Source organism: Vibrio sp. 99-8-1 (genome assembly GCF_013114595.1).
In the GTDB taxonomy this organism is placed as follows: Bacteria; Pseudomonadota; Gammaproteobacteria; order Enterobacterales; family Vibrionaceae; genus Vibrio.
On sequence record NZ_VTXE01000003.1, the window covers coordinates 156,457 to 170,637 of the forward strand.

The following is a 14,181-nucleotide window of genomic DNA, read 5'->3' on the forward strand; positions in this document are numbered from 1 at the left end:
GGGCTTATTTTTATGGTATGCCATTTATTACTATGGCGCTAATATTACTATGACGCTAGCTCGTTGGTGTCTGTTTACGAGCAAAGCACAATGCGTACAGCGCAGGTATAACCAAGAGCACCACAGGTAATGAAAAGAGTAACCCATAGCCCAACGTTAACGACATAGGACCCATATAGACATCGGTTCCACCAAAGCCATAAGCTAAAGGTAGCAACCCTACTACTGTAGTAATGGAAGTAAGAAGAATTGGCCTTAACCGGCTTACTGACGCTTCAATAACCGCCTCTAACGGGGCAATACCATTTGCTCGTAGCTCATTTATTCGGTTGATGAGAACCAGCGAGTTATTCACAACTACCCCGGTCATACCAAGAACGCCAATAAGAGCAAACATAGATAGCGCTTGCATGTGAACAACCAGAGACATTAGCGCCGCAATGACAGCAAATGGAATAACCGCCATAACAAGTAATGGTTGCAGCAGTGAGTTAAACATTATTGCCAATACGAAATAGATGGCGACCATAGCGGAAGGGAACGCCACCAAGAAACCACTCATAGTTTCATTTGTGCTTTCTGCTTCTCCGCCAATATCAATGGTGACGTTTTGTGCGTATTTACCTTTGATACTGTCAATTAAGTCGTTTGACAAAGTCACGGAAGAGATGGCGTCATCTGTTATCTGTGCCGTCACCGTCACTTCTCTTTCGCCGTTGTAATGTTTTATTAATCGAGGTGCTTCGATCTGTTCCACTTTTGCTAAGCGACTTAATGGAACCTGACGACCATCACTGGTGTAAATTTTGGTAACTTTAAGCTTATTTATCTCTCGGAATGGTTCATCCAAAATAACACGAATATCGACTTCTTGATCACCTAACCAAGTGGAACTCACGCTATTACCATCAAAAGCAATTCGTAGAGTAGAGGCTAAGTCAGAAACAGATAACCCATATTTTGCTAGCCAATCATATTGAGGCACGACATTGAGCTGTGGGTCTTTAAGTGCTTCGTTATTTGTAATATCACTAATGCCATCTTGTTGTTCAAGCCATTGTGTGACTAACATGACAGCGCTGTCTCGCTCTGCCGTCGTTCCACCCAATACTCGGATTGCAATAGGGTCACCGGGAGGAGGTCCACCTGCATCCACTGAGAATCGAACAAACATATCATCACTTAACTGGCCAATTTGGCTATTCAGCTGAGCAATTATCTCTTCTGCTGTGCGTTCTCTCTGTTGATAATCGGTAAGGTTTATTTGTCCCGAACTGATAGGAGAAGAGTAGGCCATTTGATAGCTGACCAGTTCATTGTCTGGTAATGCTTTTATCGCTTCTTCGATCTTACTGTGAGCTTCTCTTACATGAGATAATGGTGTCCCCGGTTTCACTTCGCTAACTATCTCTATGTATTTTGCGGCTTCAACTGGAAATATGTCTAACTTTAAGTTTGTAATCATACCAACGCTTGCTGCACTGCTGATAAGCGCAATCATGACCACGGATTTTTTATATTTTAAACAGAGACGTAACGTTCTCTGATACCACTCACTGACAACTTTTAAGCGGTCTTCATCATGGCTGTTGTTTTTGCTTTCTAATGAACTGGATAAATGCGCAGGCAGGGTAAATGTACACTCCGCTAGAGAGAAGAGCAGAGCGGCAATAACGGTTATAGGGATAACCATGACAACTTTTCCCATAGAACCGGGAATAAACATCATTGGGATAAATACGAGAGCGGTTGTGGTTAAACTAGCAAGAATCGGTTTGATAACCTTTTTGGTGCCAGATATTGCCGCCTCAACGCCTGTTTTTCCTCGCTCTTTTTGCTGGTAAATACTTTCAGCAACAATCACCGAGTCATCAACAATAATGCCAATAACCAACAACAAAGCCGCCAGGGTAACACTGTCCAAATTAAGGCCAGCCAAAGGCAATACAATCATCACACCTAAAATACAGAAAGGGATGGATAGGGAGACCCAAAATGCAACTTGGCGCTTTAAAATTAAGCTGAGAACGAGCAATACTAAGACAAGGCCGATCATGCCATTTGTAGATACGATGGAGAACTTGCTGTTCATATCATCAGCAAGGTTTAATCCTAGCTCAAACTGATAGAGATCGGTTTCATCTTGCATCTCATTAATTAGTGCCTTGATGTTGTCCACGGTGGTAATGACGTCGGCATTTCCAGAGTTAGTCACAGAAAATAGTATGGCGGACTGACCATTAATAACCCCTTGCTGAGTTGCCTTAGCGAAGGTGTCTTCAATCTTGGCTACATCAGAGATTTTAACAATGGTGCCGTTATCCAGCGCTTTTATTACAATGTTACCAATATCGCTGGTTGACTGAACCTGAGTCATGGTGACGATTTTTTGCTCATTACTCCAAGATTCAACGACACCTCCTGATTGTGACAAACTGTGTTGTTCAATCGCAGAACTAATATCTTGCAGTGTGACAAGGTAGCGGCTGGCTTTGTCTGGATCAATTTCTACCCAGAATTCACGTTCGTTATAGCCGCTCATACTGACCGTACTGACTCCCGAAACATTGAGTAATTTCTTCTCTAACTGCCGTGCGTATTGTTGCAAAATGGATTGATCACCGTTGCTATCGATCAGACTGACGCCAAATGTGAACACCTCAAATGAGGATGTTTGTCGTTGAGTCACAACAGGAGGAGCCGTGATATCTTTAGGCAGGCCACTTACTCGATCTACTGCTTGCTGGATATCACGCATAACTTTGACAGAGTCTTCTCCCGGTAGGAATTCAAGCGAAATGAATGAAGCACCATCACTTGACTCTGAAGAGTAAAAGTTTATTCCTTGAACGCTACGAAGCTCTTTTTCTATCGGGTTGGTAATGTTTAGCTCAATATCTTGTGCGGTTGCTCCCGGGTAGAAGGTTTGAATGTCGGCAGATTCAAACGCGACATCCGGATACTCTTGCAGTTTTAGAGTCCATAGTGAAGCGATACCCGTAATAAGCACCATGACGGTAATAATACGCGCTAAAAAGCGCCGTTTGGCGAAATATGCAATGAATGATGACATATTGTGTTCCTATTAGTGACTTTGATTAGAACCCGAGTTGTGGCTAACGTCAGTAGAAGCGTAAATAGACATCCCGGGTTTTAACGTATGGTCTGCGTTGGGTATTTCGACTTCTATAGGATAGGCATGGGTGGTGTTTTCCATCTCAACACCAATTCGTTTAATGGTGGACTGGATTTTGTTTTCTGGCGCCGTTTCAGACCATAGTTCGATAGGCTGATTAATGGATAATTTAGTGATATCGTGTTCACTTGCCAGCAAGCGAATAGTTAAGGTATCGATATTGACCAGTTGATAGAGAAGGTCACCTTGATTAACCCATGCTCCATTTTCTGCATTTCGAGTCACAACGACCCCTTCAATATTGGCGGCCACTTGAGTATTGTTTCTTTTTTTCTTTGCTTCTTTTAGTTCAATTTGAGCAAGCTCTAAACTCGCTTTGGCATTGAGATATTCAGCTTTAGCAATATCTAAGTCATTTTCAGATAGGCTTTTTTTGCTAACAAGCTCTGTATAGCGTTGATATGTAGCTTGTTTTAACTGTAAGTCCGCTTGTGCTAACGATAAACTTGCTTGTTTTTTTGCAACATCGAAGTCGAAATCCTCGGTTTTGATGCTGACAAGTATGTCGTGTTTGTTTACAACATCTCCTGTCTCCATATGGGCAAGATCAATAACGCCGTTAACTTCTGCTACGACGCTCTGTTTATTTTTGCTTTCAACTTGTCCCAAAAGATCAATCGCTAAGGTGGGTAAAGTGATGACCAAACTTGCAACAAAGATGCTAAGTGTTTTTATTTGCATGGCATTTTCCTCTTATCTGATGAAGCAAGTTTGTCTTGGAGGATGTCGAGTTTTTGTCGAATTGGGTTCGACAGAAGAAAAAAACTGCCTCACACTCAATTTGACATTTATTCGACAAGCGTTGTTTCAGCATGGGTGATAGGCCGTTACAGGGGTAGAAGATGATTGAAGGTAGCCGAATTCTGGTAGTAGAAGACAATGAAGAGTTACAAGGTATCTTGGCTGACTTTTTGGAAGTGAAAGGTGCCGATGTAGATTTTGCCGGTAATGGTGTCCTTGGGCTGGATTTAGCGCTAGCAAATGACTTTGATGCCATTGTTCTTGATGTGATGCTGCCAAGAAAAGATGGTATGCAAGTGGCTAAGGAACTAAGAGAAAACGGTTGTACAACGCCGATCTTAATGTTGACAGCATTGAATGGGCAGGAAGATCTGTTGTCTGGGTTTGAATCCGGTGTCGATGACTTTATAAGCAAGCCTTTTCAGTTTCCAGAACTTGAGGTGAGATTGGTTTCCTTGATAAAGCGTTACAAAGGGCAAGTGGCTCAGACTCGGTTAACTTATGGTGAGCTGTTGATTGATGCGAAAACTCATACTGTAAAAAGGGCTAATGTTCTATTAGAAACGACGCCTGCGATGTATCAGATTTTACTTGAGTTGGTGAAAGCACAGGGAGAGGTCGTTTCTCGAGAGACTCTAACATACCAGCTCTGGGGAGAAGAGATTCCGGATAAAGATGTGTTACGAAGCCATATTTACTTGCTGAGAAATGTGCTGGATAAGCCTTTTGATTTTCCTATGTTAATCACGGTGCCTAAATTTGGTTTTAAATTGGTGGCACAGTGATAGCGTTAAAAAAGGTGTTTAAAGCGTATCGGGGCAGCTCCATCAAAGATGTTAAGACTCGCTTGCTGATTACTTTTTCGTTTATCGCTTTAACGACTTCATTTATCGTATTTTTCGCATTTTCAATTCGATTAGTCGTCTTTGAAGATAGCCAGATAGAAAGCCATTTAACCTCATTTCAAGATATTGCTGTCGATTATTATCAACTTAATCCAGTGAAGAAAGCCTCATTAAGTGCGCATGTTACCGCGTATTATGGTGTAGAGGCATTGCCAGAAAAATTCATGAATCATTACCCATATGCTTTAGATGAAGTAAGCCGATTTCGTCCGTATAACAGCGATGGCTATATGGTCTTTCATCGTGAATTCGACTTCGGAGATAAAACGGTTCCGATGTACTTAACGATTGACTCTAGAGCCATTGAGTTTGGGGATGACAGTTGGGCAGATTTGATGGGTGTATCCATGTTATTGATGGTGTTTTTGATTCTGGTCTTGCGATTCTCTCTTCGACGGGTATTTGATGGATTAATGTCACCAGTATCAGAACTGAATGGCCAATTAGTTTGTTCTCAAGACGCCGAATTCTCAGTATCCGATCGTGCTATTGACGAGTTAAAACAGTTAACCTCTCATTTGAACCAATATCGACAGATGAAAGAGCGGGTGGCTAAACAGGAGTTAATGTTTGCAAAGTACGCCAGTCATGAGCTAAAAACGCCGATTGCCGTGGTGCTTGGCGCTGCTAATCTGCAACCGATGAAGCAAGATAAAGACTTTCAGGAGAAGCAGCGGCAACGAATATTAACCGCCGCGACGGGGATGCATGAGACAGTCGAGGTGCTGCTTAATATTGTTAAACAGGAGAATGCCAGCAGTAGACAGGGACTTTTTCCTGTCACGCACCAGTCATTTGACCTGTCGAGTTATCAGAACAAGTTAGCGGAAAATGTAGAGCTGCAATTAACGGTTGAAGAGAACACGCAGATAAACTTACCTGATAGCGTATTGCGGATGGTGATCAATAATCTGGTCGAAAATGCGATTCGTTTTACCAAAACAGGCCGCATCAATATTTTCATTAGTTCTACCAGAATTCAAGTTGTTGATACTGGAACTGGATTGACAGATAAACCAGAAACAGAACATGGTTTAGGGCTGCTTATTGTAGAGCGAATATGCCAGAGTTATGGCTGGGTATGTAAGCTGGAAAACAACGCCGAAGCTAAAGGGTGTATTGTCACCATGGATAAGAGTGAGCTATAAGGGGAAGAGAATGGACAAGGCAGTTCAACAGAGGTTTAACGATTATCCGCAAGATGTTCAACTTGTTATGACGCAATTAAGAGAGTTGATTTTTGAATTGGCGTCAGAGCTTGCACTCGGGGACGTTACCGAGACGACAAAATGGGGAGAGCTTAGGGTCTGTTGACCTTTCGAGAACAGATTTTGTTCAATCTGAAAGCGGTTTGAGTAAGGCATGAGGAGAGCAGCATAGTTATTCTATGTAAACGACTCATAACACAGCTCAAGGCGTTTTCAGATGAACCCTTCGGGCAGCGTTTGTTGGCACTTTCTACTGCGTTATCACCTGATTTGTGTAGATGACTACACTTTACAGGTGCTGCCTTGTATAAAGCACCAACAAAAAGCTGCAAAAATAGTCGCGAAAGGTCAACAGACCCTAGTTATCACGTTAAAACCGGTAGCCCTGTGCGGATGGATTGGAAGCTGAAGACGCCTAATCACTATTATCTCTACTTTAATTGCCAAACAAAGCTGGTGGATACGTTTCGGCAGCTGTATGAATCTGAATTAGAGTTTCAAGGCAACAGAGCCATAGTGATGAATATTACGCAACCTTTGCCAGAAAAAGAGCTTCGTCACTGTTTAACGCTCGCCTTGACCTATAAAAGAGTGAATCATTTACCTCTGTTAGGAGCCTAAAGAGCAAGAAATTTAGTGATTAACTAACGTCATTTTTGGTGACAGTTACGTCAACAGTTTCAATAAACTTCTCTTTTACGGGATCCGGCCTTTGTGGGTTCCATAGTAACCCTATACTCCATTTAGCGTATGGCTCTTTTAAAGGAATAAATCGAATTTGGCCTTGGCTGATACGAGCTACACTTGCAGGAACAATGGAATAGCCAAGGCGAGCAGAGACGAGAGCAAGTAGAGTTAGAATATGATCTGTCTCTTGTATGGTGTGTGGTTTTTGCTGAATATTGTGCAGGTAAGTATGTATCTGTCGAGTTATCGTTGGGTTTTTTCGTGTGCTTAAACTCAAGTAATTTAACTGGCTGAGTGACGCCCAAAGGTTATTTTCATCAATATCTTCACTGTAATTTATTGCGATTGCCAGCTGGTCTGAAAAAAGAGGTAAAGCCGCCAGTGAAGATTCTATTGGGATTCTATCAAAGCCCAGTTGTATGCCGCCGGTTAGTAGTTCATCTATCTGCTTGTGAGAAGGCATGTCATTAAGAGTCACGTGGACATTAGGGTATTGTTGTTTAAACATGGCGATGTATTTTGGTGCTTCGTGGTAAGTAGATATACCAAAAGCGATATTTAGATAGCCGTATGTCCCTTCTGCGACAAAACTTGATAATGTCCGAAAAGAGTCAACGTTTTCTATCATACGCCAAGCTTCAGGCAGTAAAGTTCTTCCTACTTGAGTCAAGTCCGTTCCTTGCCTTCCTCGTTCAAAAAGAACCACATTGAGCTGTTGCTCCAACCTTTTTATTTTCTTAGTTAGCGCCGATTGAGTAATGCAAAGGTGCTCCGATGCAATGCGATAGTTTTTGTCGTGAGCCAGTTGGCAAAATGCTCTAAGTTGATCTATTTCCATTCCAATTAAGACTCAGATTGAGATTTTATTTCATTATACGGAATCACTTTCAGTTACTAAACTGGCTTTGTGAATTGCGGACATTTACATCTAAATTGTTGACACATCTTATAAAAAATCACAGAAATAGGCAGGCAGTAATGAATGAGTATGGTATCCAAGCACTAGGCTTTCTGGCATTCGGTTTTAATATTCTTGCCGCTTCAACCACAAATGATAATCGCATGAGAGCCATTATCTGCTTGTCATGCTTAACCTTTTCTATCCACTACACCTTATTGGGGGCATTTGTGGCGGGGATGAATCTGTTTGTGAACTCATTTAGAGCATTTGTTTCTTTGAGGTTCAAAGGCACCAAGGTCTTTTTTGTATTTGTTGTAATTCAACTGGTTATGAGCGCTTATTTCTACAGTGAACCTAGAGATGTTTTGCCGGCAATTGCATCTTTGTTTAGCTGCTATGCGCTGTTTTGTGCTGAAGGGAAGCGGATGCGATTCGCCTTCTTAATTTGCACCCTGATCTGGATGATCAATGCTGTTATTGTTGGTTCATATGGCGGGCTTATGAACGACTTTTTCAATGCCACGGTTTTGTGCATTACTATTGGCCGCCTTCGCAAAGAAGAGCGCGCAGTTGAAGGGTGTTAGCGCTAAGTCAATAGAACAATATGTCTGGTAATCCAAATAAAAATGGCGCATAGAATTATGCGCCTTGGTTAGTGACTTTACTTTATCCATTGAGTATTAAACAGGCGAGACTCTGGCTCTGATAGTATTTGTTCTACCTTTGCTTGCTTATACAGCAGATAATGTTGACGTTCGTGTGTATGGTCTGCTTCTTGCCACTTAGACACTTGTTGACGAAACTCATCATCAAAGATATCGGCAGAAGGCCATATACGTAGTGCCCTATCGGAGTAATGAATATCAAAAACAAACTGCCCACCTATGGACATCGGTGCGTCAGGGTGGTTGCTCATTGGCTTCTGCAAACATCGGCCTTCTCTTACTGCCATGCTAATCATTTCAACGCAATCCACAATGCCCGGCCCAGGGAACCCCAAAGTCCAGTATAGTTTCCGTCTCATCACGGGTTCATCTGGAGATAAAAGCGCAAATGCATGTTTGCACAGCCTTGTCATCAAAGCAGCGGCGATAACATTGGCAGGCCCGGTATATTTAAGAAGGTCTTGGTTATTCAGAGTGATGACGCCATCTTGATCACTAACCTCAAAGTAATGTGTTGTCATCATTACTCCTCCAACGCTTTGACTTGTACTATTTTCTTAATATCAACAGGTTGACGCATCATGTCATTTTCCAACATAAATTGCATATCTAGAGCTAGGCTTTTCATGTCTTCTTCATTGAGTCGTTGAGTAAAGTGCGCCCAATCATACAGTTTCTTTGCGTCCTCAATGCTTATTTGTTGAAGCTTAGCACCAAGTTCAATCGCTTCCTGTGGATTGTTTTTTATCCATTTAGCCGCATCATCGTGTGCTTTTCGGGCTGCCTCAATCCAATTAGGGTGTTGGTTGATGATAGTTTCGCTGGATGCCATAACTAATTTGGGAACAACTAACCCTGTTGCTGTGGTAATGACATTGGCTCCATCTTTCTCCGCATTAATTACAAAACCTGCGGCTAGAAGAGCCGCATCAATTTGTCCAGACTGAAGCGCTGCAAATGCCTGAGGCAGACCCATTTGGATAAATTCCACATCCTGAATGGTCATATTTTCTTTCACCAACGCGGCCACCAAAGTTTGGTGTAGCACAGTACCTTTTGGCCCAGCGATTTTTTTACCTTTTAAATCCGCTACTGATTTTGGTCCTCCTTTTGCTCCAACAATAGCAAATGTGTCCGTAGGTCGAGATACACCCGCAATCACTCTTACGGGGTTATTTGCGCCATTTGCCATTAGTACCGATGCAGTGTTCATCACACCGGCAATATGCAGATCACCGCTGGCTAAGGCTTGAGCTTGTTTTGCACCTGATGTTATTTCATGCCACTTCACATCAACATTTTGTTTCGCCATCTCTTTGTCGAGAATTCCGTGCTCTTTCATTACCATCATCTGAAGATTAAATGGTGAACGTACATAACTGATATTTAATGTTTCAGAGAGAGCCTGTGAACTAAATGCCAGTGCACAGAGTGCAATAGAGACCAATTTTTTATTCATTTTTTACCTCATTTCAAAATATTTTTGGACTTCCGGAACCATGTTTTCTGGATATCCGGATGGTTTTTTAATAAATGTCGTTACAATTTTTCCACCTTGCATGACGGCAAGTTGATCGCTTATCAATTTTGCTTCTCGCAAATCGTGGGTAACAAATAGACAGTTAAGTTGGTTCTCTTTTATTAGCTTGACCAACATTTTTTGTAATTCTGATCTCGTATTAACGTCTAGAGCGGCAAAAGGCTCATCCATTAACAGCAGTTTTGCATCTCGCATCAATGCGCGAGCAATGGCGACACGCTGTGCCATGCCTCCAGACAACTCTCTGGGGAACTGATGTTCGATGCCATCAAGCCGGACTTTATGTAGAGCGTCTGAAATACGTTTTTTCTTTTGGGCATCTCGAAAAGGTAAAGCAAGGGATAGGTTTTCTTCGACAGTAAGCCATGGAAGTAAACGAGGATCCTGAAAAACGACGCTTTGAGAGGTATCATTTATATCAACGGAACCACTGTCTAAAGGTAACAAGCCTGCAACGATGCGAAGTAATGTTGATTTTCCGCAACCGGAAAGACCGACAAGTGAGGTGATGGAGTAGGTAGAGAGATCAAGGCTAAGGTTGTTGATAACATCTTGATTACCTAGACGTTTACATATTTTATTTAAGCTAGCCATTACTTCGCTACCTCTGGAAATCGGTGGGTAATTCGACCACAAACAACACGGTAAAACAGAGTATCTAACAACCAACCGATAAGCCCTATTGTTAGAATTCCCACCATGACATCATCGGTTCTCATCATCTCTTGAGAATCAATAATTAAGAACCCCAACCCTGCAGACGCCGCAATAAGTTCAGCACCAATTAATGCACGCCAACTATAACCAAACCCTAGCCTTACACCTGTAACGATAGAGGGCACCGCACTTGGAATCATAATGAAGGTAAAAAATCGTAGCGGTGATAAACCTAATGATGAAGCAAGTTCCCTGTATTCAGGGCGCACCCGTTGCAGACCATCACGTATATTGAGATATATGGGAAATACAGACGCGAGAACAATAATCGAAAGCTGAGTAGCATTGCCTATGCCTAACCACAAAATTAATAGTGGTGTCATGGCCAAAGGTGGAATCATGCGCAGCAGTGCTAGTGGTGCCGATACCAGATGCTCAAGGGTGCTGGACCAGTGTGTTAACAATGCAACATTAAAAGCAAGAAAACAGCTAATTAGAAAACCCTGAAATACTCGTTCTAATGAAGTCAAAATATGATTTATTAGAACACCTTTTTCCAGCATGTTTAGAGCAGCTGTTACCACCATATAAGGCGGTGGAAGAAGGTACGATGAGACCAACCCTGAACTAGAAACCAGTTGCCAGTAGATTAAGATAAGGACTGGTGTAGCTATGATTTTGACTTTGTTTTTCATATCTGGCGGAGCACATCTTGAGCTCTGTTTTGCAGCAGTGTGTTTGCCAATTGATATTTTAGAGCGGTCCACTGTTTTAATACCGCGTCGTCGGTATTCGGCCTTTTAGTTGCTCTTCCCGTTTGAATAAAATCGGTACTAGGGCTGCCCGCTAACGCCGTCAGTTGGTAGCTGGTGTTTGGTGTGTTTGTATTTAGGCAATAAAATTTGAAATAGAGATCACCGGTCACGCCTTCGTTGGCGTCGGGGTGATGATAATTTTCATCCAAGTGATAGCGATGCTCAGTGTACATTCTGGTACAAAGCTCAAACACATCTCGTGCACCTAACCCCGGAAAAGAGGTGAATAATGCAATATCTCGTCTTTGTACTAATTGCTCATCGGATATTAGGCTTTGGAAGTGTTGCAGTAAGCGAAACCCAAGAACTACACCACCCACGGCATCATAGCCGTGGTAATTAAAACAGTCCTGTAGAGTAAACGTTACTGGTGTTGTGCCATCAAGAAGCGTTAGTTCAGGTTCAACCCATAAGTCTTGGTGAATAAGAGAGTGCATTATATTCTTTCTGTAAATGATAATCATTATCATCTTACTAGATGCATTCACAGGTTTCAACTTGTATATCGGGCGATACAAGTGAACTTTTTCGGTTTCTCTGAACTAGAGTTTAGTGAGCGATGACCTTATTACTGATAGGTGACTGTGTACTTAACTTGAACAAAGTTATTGGCAAATGCAGTTGCTTTTGCGTTTTCCAGCTTGATGTCATGCGCAACTTTGCCAAACAAGGGAATACCTTCTCCTAGTAATATAGGGGCACGAGTAATGATGATCTCATTGACCAGTTTTAGATTAATGAAAGCCTGAACGGTTTTACCACCGTCAATATAGGCATGCTTATGTCCATCGCCTTCAAGCATGGTGACGAGGTCATTGAGATCACCAGAGTAGAGCTCTACTTTTTCTTTCATATTGTCTGGCGCTTCGGTAAGGGTATTGCTGAGAACGACGATTCTCATATCCCCATAAGGCCACTGTTCAGGAGTGAGGTTCATGGCTGAAATCACTTCCATGCACTTTCGGCCCATGATAAGACAGTCAACCGTGGCCATGTATTCCGCCCAACCCATATCAGCTTGATCCCCCATTTCTGCCTCCGGATTTCCTGCCGTATGCAACCAATCAACACTGCCATCATTTTTTGCAATAAATCCATCAACACTGGTGGCGATAAATACAGAACATTTCATATGATTTCTCTTTGTTTAAGGTGAGATATAAGTTAGACTATTCTACACTGTAGAAATTGATATTAGTCTAGCTAGGAGAGTCAATGTCTGTCAAGGAGAAAAAACGTGGTCGCCCTAAAGGATCGGGTAGTCAGTTAAGTTCTGAAGCTATCATGATGATGGCGAAGAAATTAATGCAAGAAGAGGGAAAAATCCCCAGCATTCGTAAACTCGCGTCCAGTTTACAAGTGGATGCTATGGCGATTTATTATTACTTTGATAATAAGTCCAAACTATTAGAGTCTATCACTACCTCATTAATCGAAGATATCTACGAACCTAAGGTGAGCAAAGAGTGGAAAGCAGAATTGCATGAACTGTGTATCAGTTATTTAACTCTGTTAAGCAACTATCCCGGTCTGTTAGAAACGCTCCTCTCTATGAACTCAGAAAGCCCAGCAGAAGTATTTATTGATAGGTTTCATTTGGTTGTTGAGCCTCTAGATCTGGATAAACCATCGGCAAAAAATGCGTTGGATTTACTCGTGGATTATCTGCACGGTTACGCGCTTGCACTTAATTGCAATGGTGAGTCACTATCGCTGAATATTGAAATGTTAAAAGGCCCGTTGGATTTCTACTGCATTGCTTTAGAAAATGCGTAACAGAGTGGGGAGCTTGTGCTGTTGTAACTTTTGATTGTATCAGTAATAACCAAAAGTTAAGAAAGAGCTATACTGATAATTGCTAAAATTGAATTAGAATTTTCAGGACGCGAGGATTATATGATCCCATCTCAGCTCCCCCTATTTATTGTTGCTGCGCAGGAAGGCAGCTTTTCCGCTGCTGGACGTCGGTTAGGCATATCTGCCGCTGCAGTGAGTAAAGGCATTGCCGTATTAGAGAAACAGACTGGTGTACGTCTATTTCATCGGAATACTCGTCAATTCTCGTTGACGGAAGATGGTGCGACACTTTGCCAGCAACTCTCTCCTCTGCTCTCCGACATAGAGACCTGCATTGGTGGCATAACAGAACAAAACCGCAGCCCAGCAGGTAAGATACGAATTAATCTTCCTGACAGTTTTGGGCGAGAATTTATTATGCCTCATGTCTCGGATTTTCTACGGTTGTATCCTGATATCCAATTAGACTTAGTTTTTGAAGATAGAGTGTTGGATATTATTGATGAAGGGTTCGATATTGGCATCGGAAACCAAATAAATGAAGATAGCCGTTTGGTTGCTCGTCCCCTTTATTCTATGCAAACGGGTATCTATGCAAGTAAAAATTATAAAGAGAGCATAGGGTTACCGACCTCAATAGATCAGTTATCTCAACATAACTGTATCGCTTATAAGCCACTGTCATCAGGACGAAATTTTGCTTGGCCGTTGAGAGATGATAATGGTGAGCATATTCAATACATCCCTAAAGGGAACTTGAGTGTTTCAAATATCAGTGCGGCTAAGATTGCGATAGAACAAAACCTTGGTCTGGCTTATATGGGCTGTTGGCATATTGAAAAAGATGTTGAGCTTGGTGATGTGGTGCCAGTGTTAGAAGAGTCGTGGGTATCTTCTAAACCTGTTTGGATTTATTACTCGTCCCGTGAAAATCTACCTAAACGTATTCGTTTATTTATCGACTTCATTGTAGCTCGAATCAAGACAAAATATCGCAACTAAGAACTAGATTCAAAATATGACTAAAAGGGCCAGCAAGGCCCTTGGTAATCTGTCGAGAAAGTGATGG

Annotated in this window: 15 protein-coding genes and 1 pseudogene; 7 read left to right on the plus strand and 9 right to left on the minus strand. The window is 42.0% G+C overall.

Features of this window, described 5'->3' with window-relative positions:
• Positions 1 to 55: 55 nt before the first annotated feature.
• Positions 56 to 3,073: an efflux RND transporter permease subunit gene (locus F0227_RS02545; protein ID WP_171751589.1), complete on the minus strand. Its 3,018-nt coding sequence runs from the start codon at positions 3,071 to 3,073 to the stop codon at positions 56 to 58.
• 12 nt (positions 3,074 to 3,085) lie between these two features.
• Positions 3,086 to 3,877 (minus strand): efflux RND transporter periplasmic adaptor subunit, encoded by a 792-nt coding sequence (locus F0227_RS02550; protein ID WP_171751590.1) that lies wholly within the window; start codon positions 3,875 to 3,877, stop codon positions 3,086 to 3,088.
• 161 nt (positions 3,878 to 4,038) lie between these two features.
• On the opposite strand from F0227_RS02550, the gene F0227_RS02555 reads away from it, so the two are divergent.
• The 4 genes and pseudogenes from F0227_RS02555 to F0227_RS02570 form a co-directional block, all read left to right on the plus strand.
• Positions 4,039 to 4,722, plus strand: a complete 684-nt coding sequence (locus F0227_RS02555) for a response regulator transcription factor (protein WP_171751591.1) — start codon at positions 4,039 to 4,041, stop codon at positions 4,720 to 4,722.
• On the plus strand, positions 4,719 to 5,990 hold the full coding sequence (locus F0227_RS02560; protein WP_345775789.1) for a HAMP domain-containing sensor histidine kinase: 1,272 nt from the start codon (positions 4,719 to 4,721) through the stop codon (positions 5,988 to 5,990). The genes F0227_RS02555 and F0227_RS02560 overlap by 4 nt, the downstream gene beginning before the upstream one ends.
• Positions 5,991 to 6,000: 10 nt before the next feature.
• A complete protein-coding gene (locus tag F0227_RS02565; RefSeq protein ID WP_171751592.1) occupies positions 6,001 to 6,156 on the plus strand; it encodes a hypothetical protein in 156 nt (51 codons plus the stop codon).
• A 248-nt stretch (positions 6,157 to 6,404) separates the two neighbouring features.
• Positions 6,405 to 6,671, plus strand: a pseudogene (locus F0227_RS02570) (DUF1801 domain-containing protein); the annotation flags it as partial.
• Between the two features lie 19 nt (positions 6,672 to 6,690).
• On the opposite strand, the gene F0227_RS02575 reads toward F0227_RS02570, so the two are convergent.
• Positions 6,691 to 7,575: a LysR family transcriptional regulator gene (locus tag F0227_RS02575; RefSeq protein ID WP_171751593.1), complete on the minus strand. Its 885-nt coding sequence runs from the start codon at positions 7,573 to 7,575 to the stop codon at positions 6,691 to 6,693.
• Positions 7,576 to 7,715: 140 nt separating this feature from the next.
• On the opposite strand from F0227_RS02575, the gene F0227_RS02580 reads away from it, so the two are divergent.
• Positions 7,716 to 8,222, plus strand: a complete 507-nt coding sequence (locus tag F0227_RS02580) for a YgjV family protein (protein WP_171751594.1) — start codon at positions 7,716 to 7,718, stop codon at positions 8,220 to 8,222.
• 77 nt (positions 8,223 to 8,299) lie between these two features.
• On the opposite strand, the gene F0227_RS02585 is transcribed toward F0227_RS02580, so the two are convergent.
• From F0227_RS02585 to F0227_RS02610, 6 genes are all read right to left on the minus strand, one after another.
• Complete coding sequence (locus F0227_RS02585) at positions 8,300 to 8,827, minus strand: hypothetical protein (protein ID WP_216613305.1); 528 nt, start codon at positions 8,825 to 8,827, stop codon at positions 8,300 to 8,302.
• Positions 8,827 to 9,762 carry an NrtA/SsuA/CpmA family ABC transporter substrate-binding protein gene (locus tag F0227_RS02590; RefSeq protein WP_171751595.1) on the minus strand — a complete coding sequence of 312 codons (936 nt, stop codon included), beginning with the start codon at positions 9,760 to 9,762 and terminating at the stop codon, positions 8,827 to 8,829. Before F0227_RS02590 ends, F0227_RS02585 begins: the two co-directional genes overlap by 1 nt.
• 3 nt (positions 9,763 to 9,765) lie before the next feature.
• Positions 9,766 to 10,437, minus strand: a complete 672-nt coding sequence (locus F0227_RS02595; protein WP_171751596.1) for an ATP-binding cassette domain-containing protein — start codon at positions 10,435 to 10,437, stop codon at positions 9,766 to 9,768.
• Positions 10,437 to 11,195, minus strand: a complete 759-nt coding sequence (locus tag F0227_RS02600) for an ABC transporter permease (RefSeq protein WP_171751597.1) — start codon at positions 11,193 to 11,195, stop codon at positions 10,437 to 10,439. Before F0227_RS02600 ends, F0227_RS02595 begins: the two co-directional genes overlap by 1 nt.
• Entirely contained in the window at positions 11,192 to 11,752 is a 561-nt protein-coding gene (locus tag F0227_RS02605) for a hypothetical protein (RefSeq protein ID WP_171751598.1), read from the minus strand. The genes F0227_RS02600 and F0227_RS02605 overlap by 4 nt, the downstream gene beginning before the upstream one ends.
• A 131-nt stretch (positions 11,753 to 11,883) precedes the next feature.
• The gene (locus F0227_RS02610; RefSeq protein WP_171751599.1) at positions 11,884 to 12,447 is read right to left on the minus strand and encodes a dihydrofolate reductase family protein; all 564 of its coding nucleotides are present in this window, start codon (positions 12,445 to 12,447) and stop codon (positions 11,884 to 11,886) included.
• An 83-nt stretch (positions 12,448 to 12,530) separates the two neighbouring features.
• Between F0227_RS02610 and F0227_RS02615 the strand changes: the two genes are divergently transcribed.
• On the plus strand, positions 12,531 to 13,091 hold the full coding sequence (locus F0227_RS02615) for a TetR/AcrR family transcriptional regulator (protein WP_171751600.1): 561 nt from the start codon (positions 12,531 to 12,533) through the stop codon (positions 13,089 to 13,091).
• Positions 13,092 to 13,211: 120 nt separating this feature from the next.
• Entirely contained in the window at positions 13,212 to 14,114 is a 903-nt protein-coding gene (locus F0227_RS02620; RefSeq protein WP_171751601.1) for a LysR family transcriptional regulator, read from the plus strand.
• The last annotated feature ends 67 nt before the right edge of the window (positions 14,115 to 14,181 follow it).

What these genes read in the sequence shown, in the direction of transcription:
- F0227_RS02545 (WP_171751589.1), bottom strand. Translation starts at nt 3,073, where the DNA reads ATGTCATCATTCATTGCATATTTCGCCAAACGGCGCTTTTTAGCGCGT.
- F0227_RS02550 (WP_171751590.1), bottom strand. Translation starts at nt 3,877, where the DNA reads ATGCAAATAAAAACACTTAGCATCTTTGTTGCAAGTTTGGTCATCACT.
- F0227_RS02555 (WP_171751591.1), top strand. Translation starts at nt 4,039, where the DNA reads ATGATTGAAGGTAGCCGAATTCTGGTAGTAGAAGACAATGAAGAGTTA.
- F0227_RS02565 (WP_171751592.1), top strand. Translation starts at nt 6,001, where the DNA reads ATGGACAAGGCAGTTCAACAGAGGTTTAACGATTATCCGCAAGATGTT.
- F0227_RS02575 (WP_171751593.1), bottom strand. Translation starts at nt 7,575, where the DNA reads ATGGAAATAGATCAACTTAGAGCATTTTGCCAACTGGCTCACGACAAA.
- F0227_RS02580 (WP_171751594.1), top strand. Translation starts at nt 7,716, where the DNA reads ATGAATGAGTATGGTATCCAAGCACTAGGCTTTCTGGCATTCGGTTTT.
- F0227_RS02585 (WP_216613305.1), bottom strand. Translation starts at nt 8,827, where the DNA reads ATGATGACAACACATTACTTTGAGGTTAGTGATCAAGATGGCGTCATC.
- F0227_RS02590 (WP_171751595.1), bottom strand. Translation starts at nt 9,762, where the DNA reads ATGAATAAAAAATTGGTCTCTATTGCACTCTGTGCACTGGCATTTAGT.
- F0227_RS02595 (WP_171751596.1), bottom strand. Translation starts at nt 10,437, where the DNA reads ATGGCTAGCTTAAATAAAATATGTAAACGTCTAGGTAATCAAGATGTT.
- F0227_RS02600 (WP_171751597.1), bottom strand. Translation starts at nt 11,195, where the DNA reads ATGAAAAACAAAGTCAAAATCATAGCTACACCAGTCCTTATCTTAATC.
- F0227_RS02605 (WP_171751598.1), bottom strand. Translation starts at nt 11,752, where the DNA reads ATGCACTCTCTTATTCACCAAGACTTATGGGTTGAACCTGAACTAACG.
- F0227_RS02610 (WP_171751599.1), bottom strand. Translation starts at nt 12,447, where the DNA reads ATGAAATGTTCTGTATTTATCGCCACCAGTGTTGATGGATTTATTGCA.
- F0227_RS02615 (WP_171751600.1), top strand. Translation starts at nt 12,531, where the DNA reads ATGTCTGTCAAGGAGAAAAAACGTGGTCGCCCTAAAGGATCGGGTAGT.
- F0227_RS02620 (WP_171751601.1), top strand. Translation starts at nt 13,212, where the DNA reads ATGATCCCATCTCAGCTCCCCCTATTTATTGTTGCTGCGCAGGAAGGC.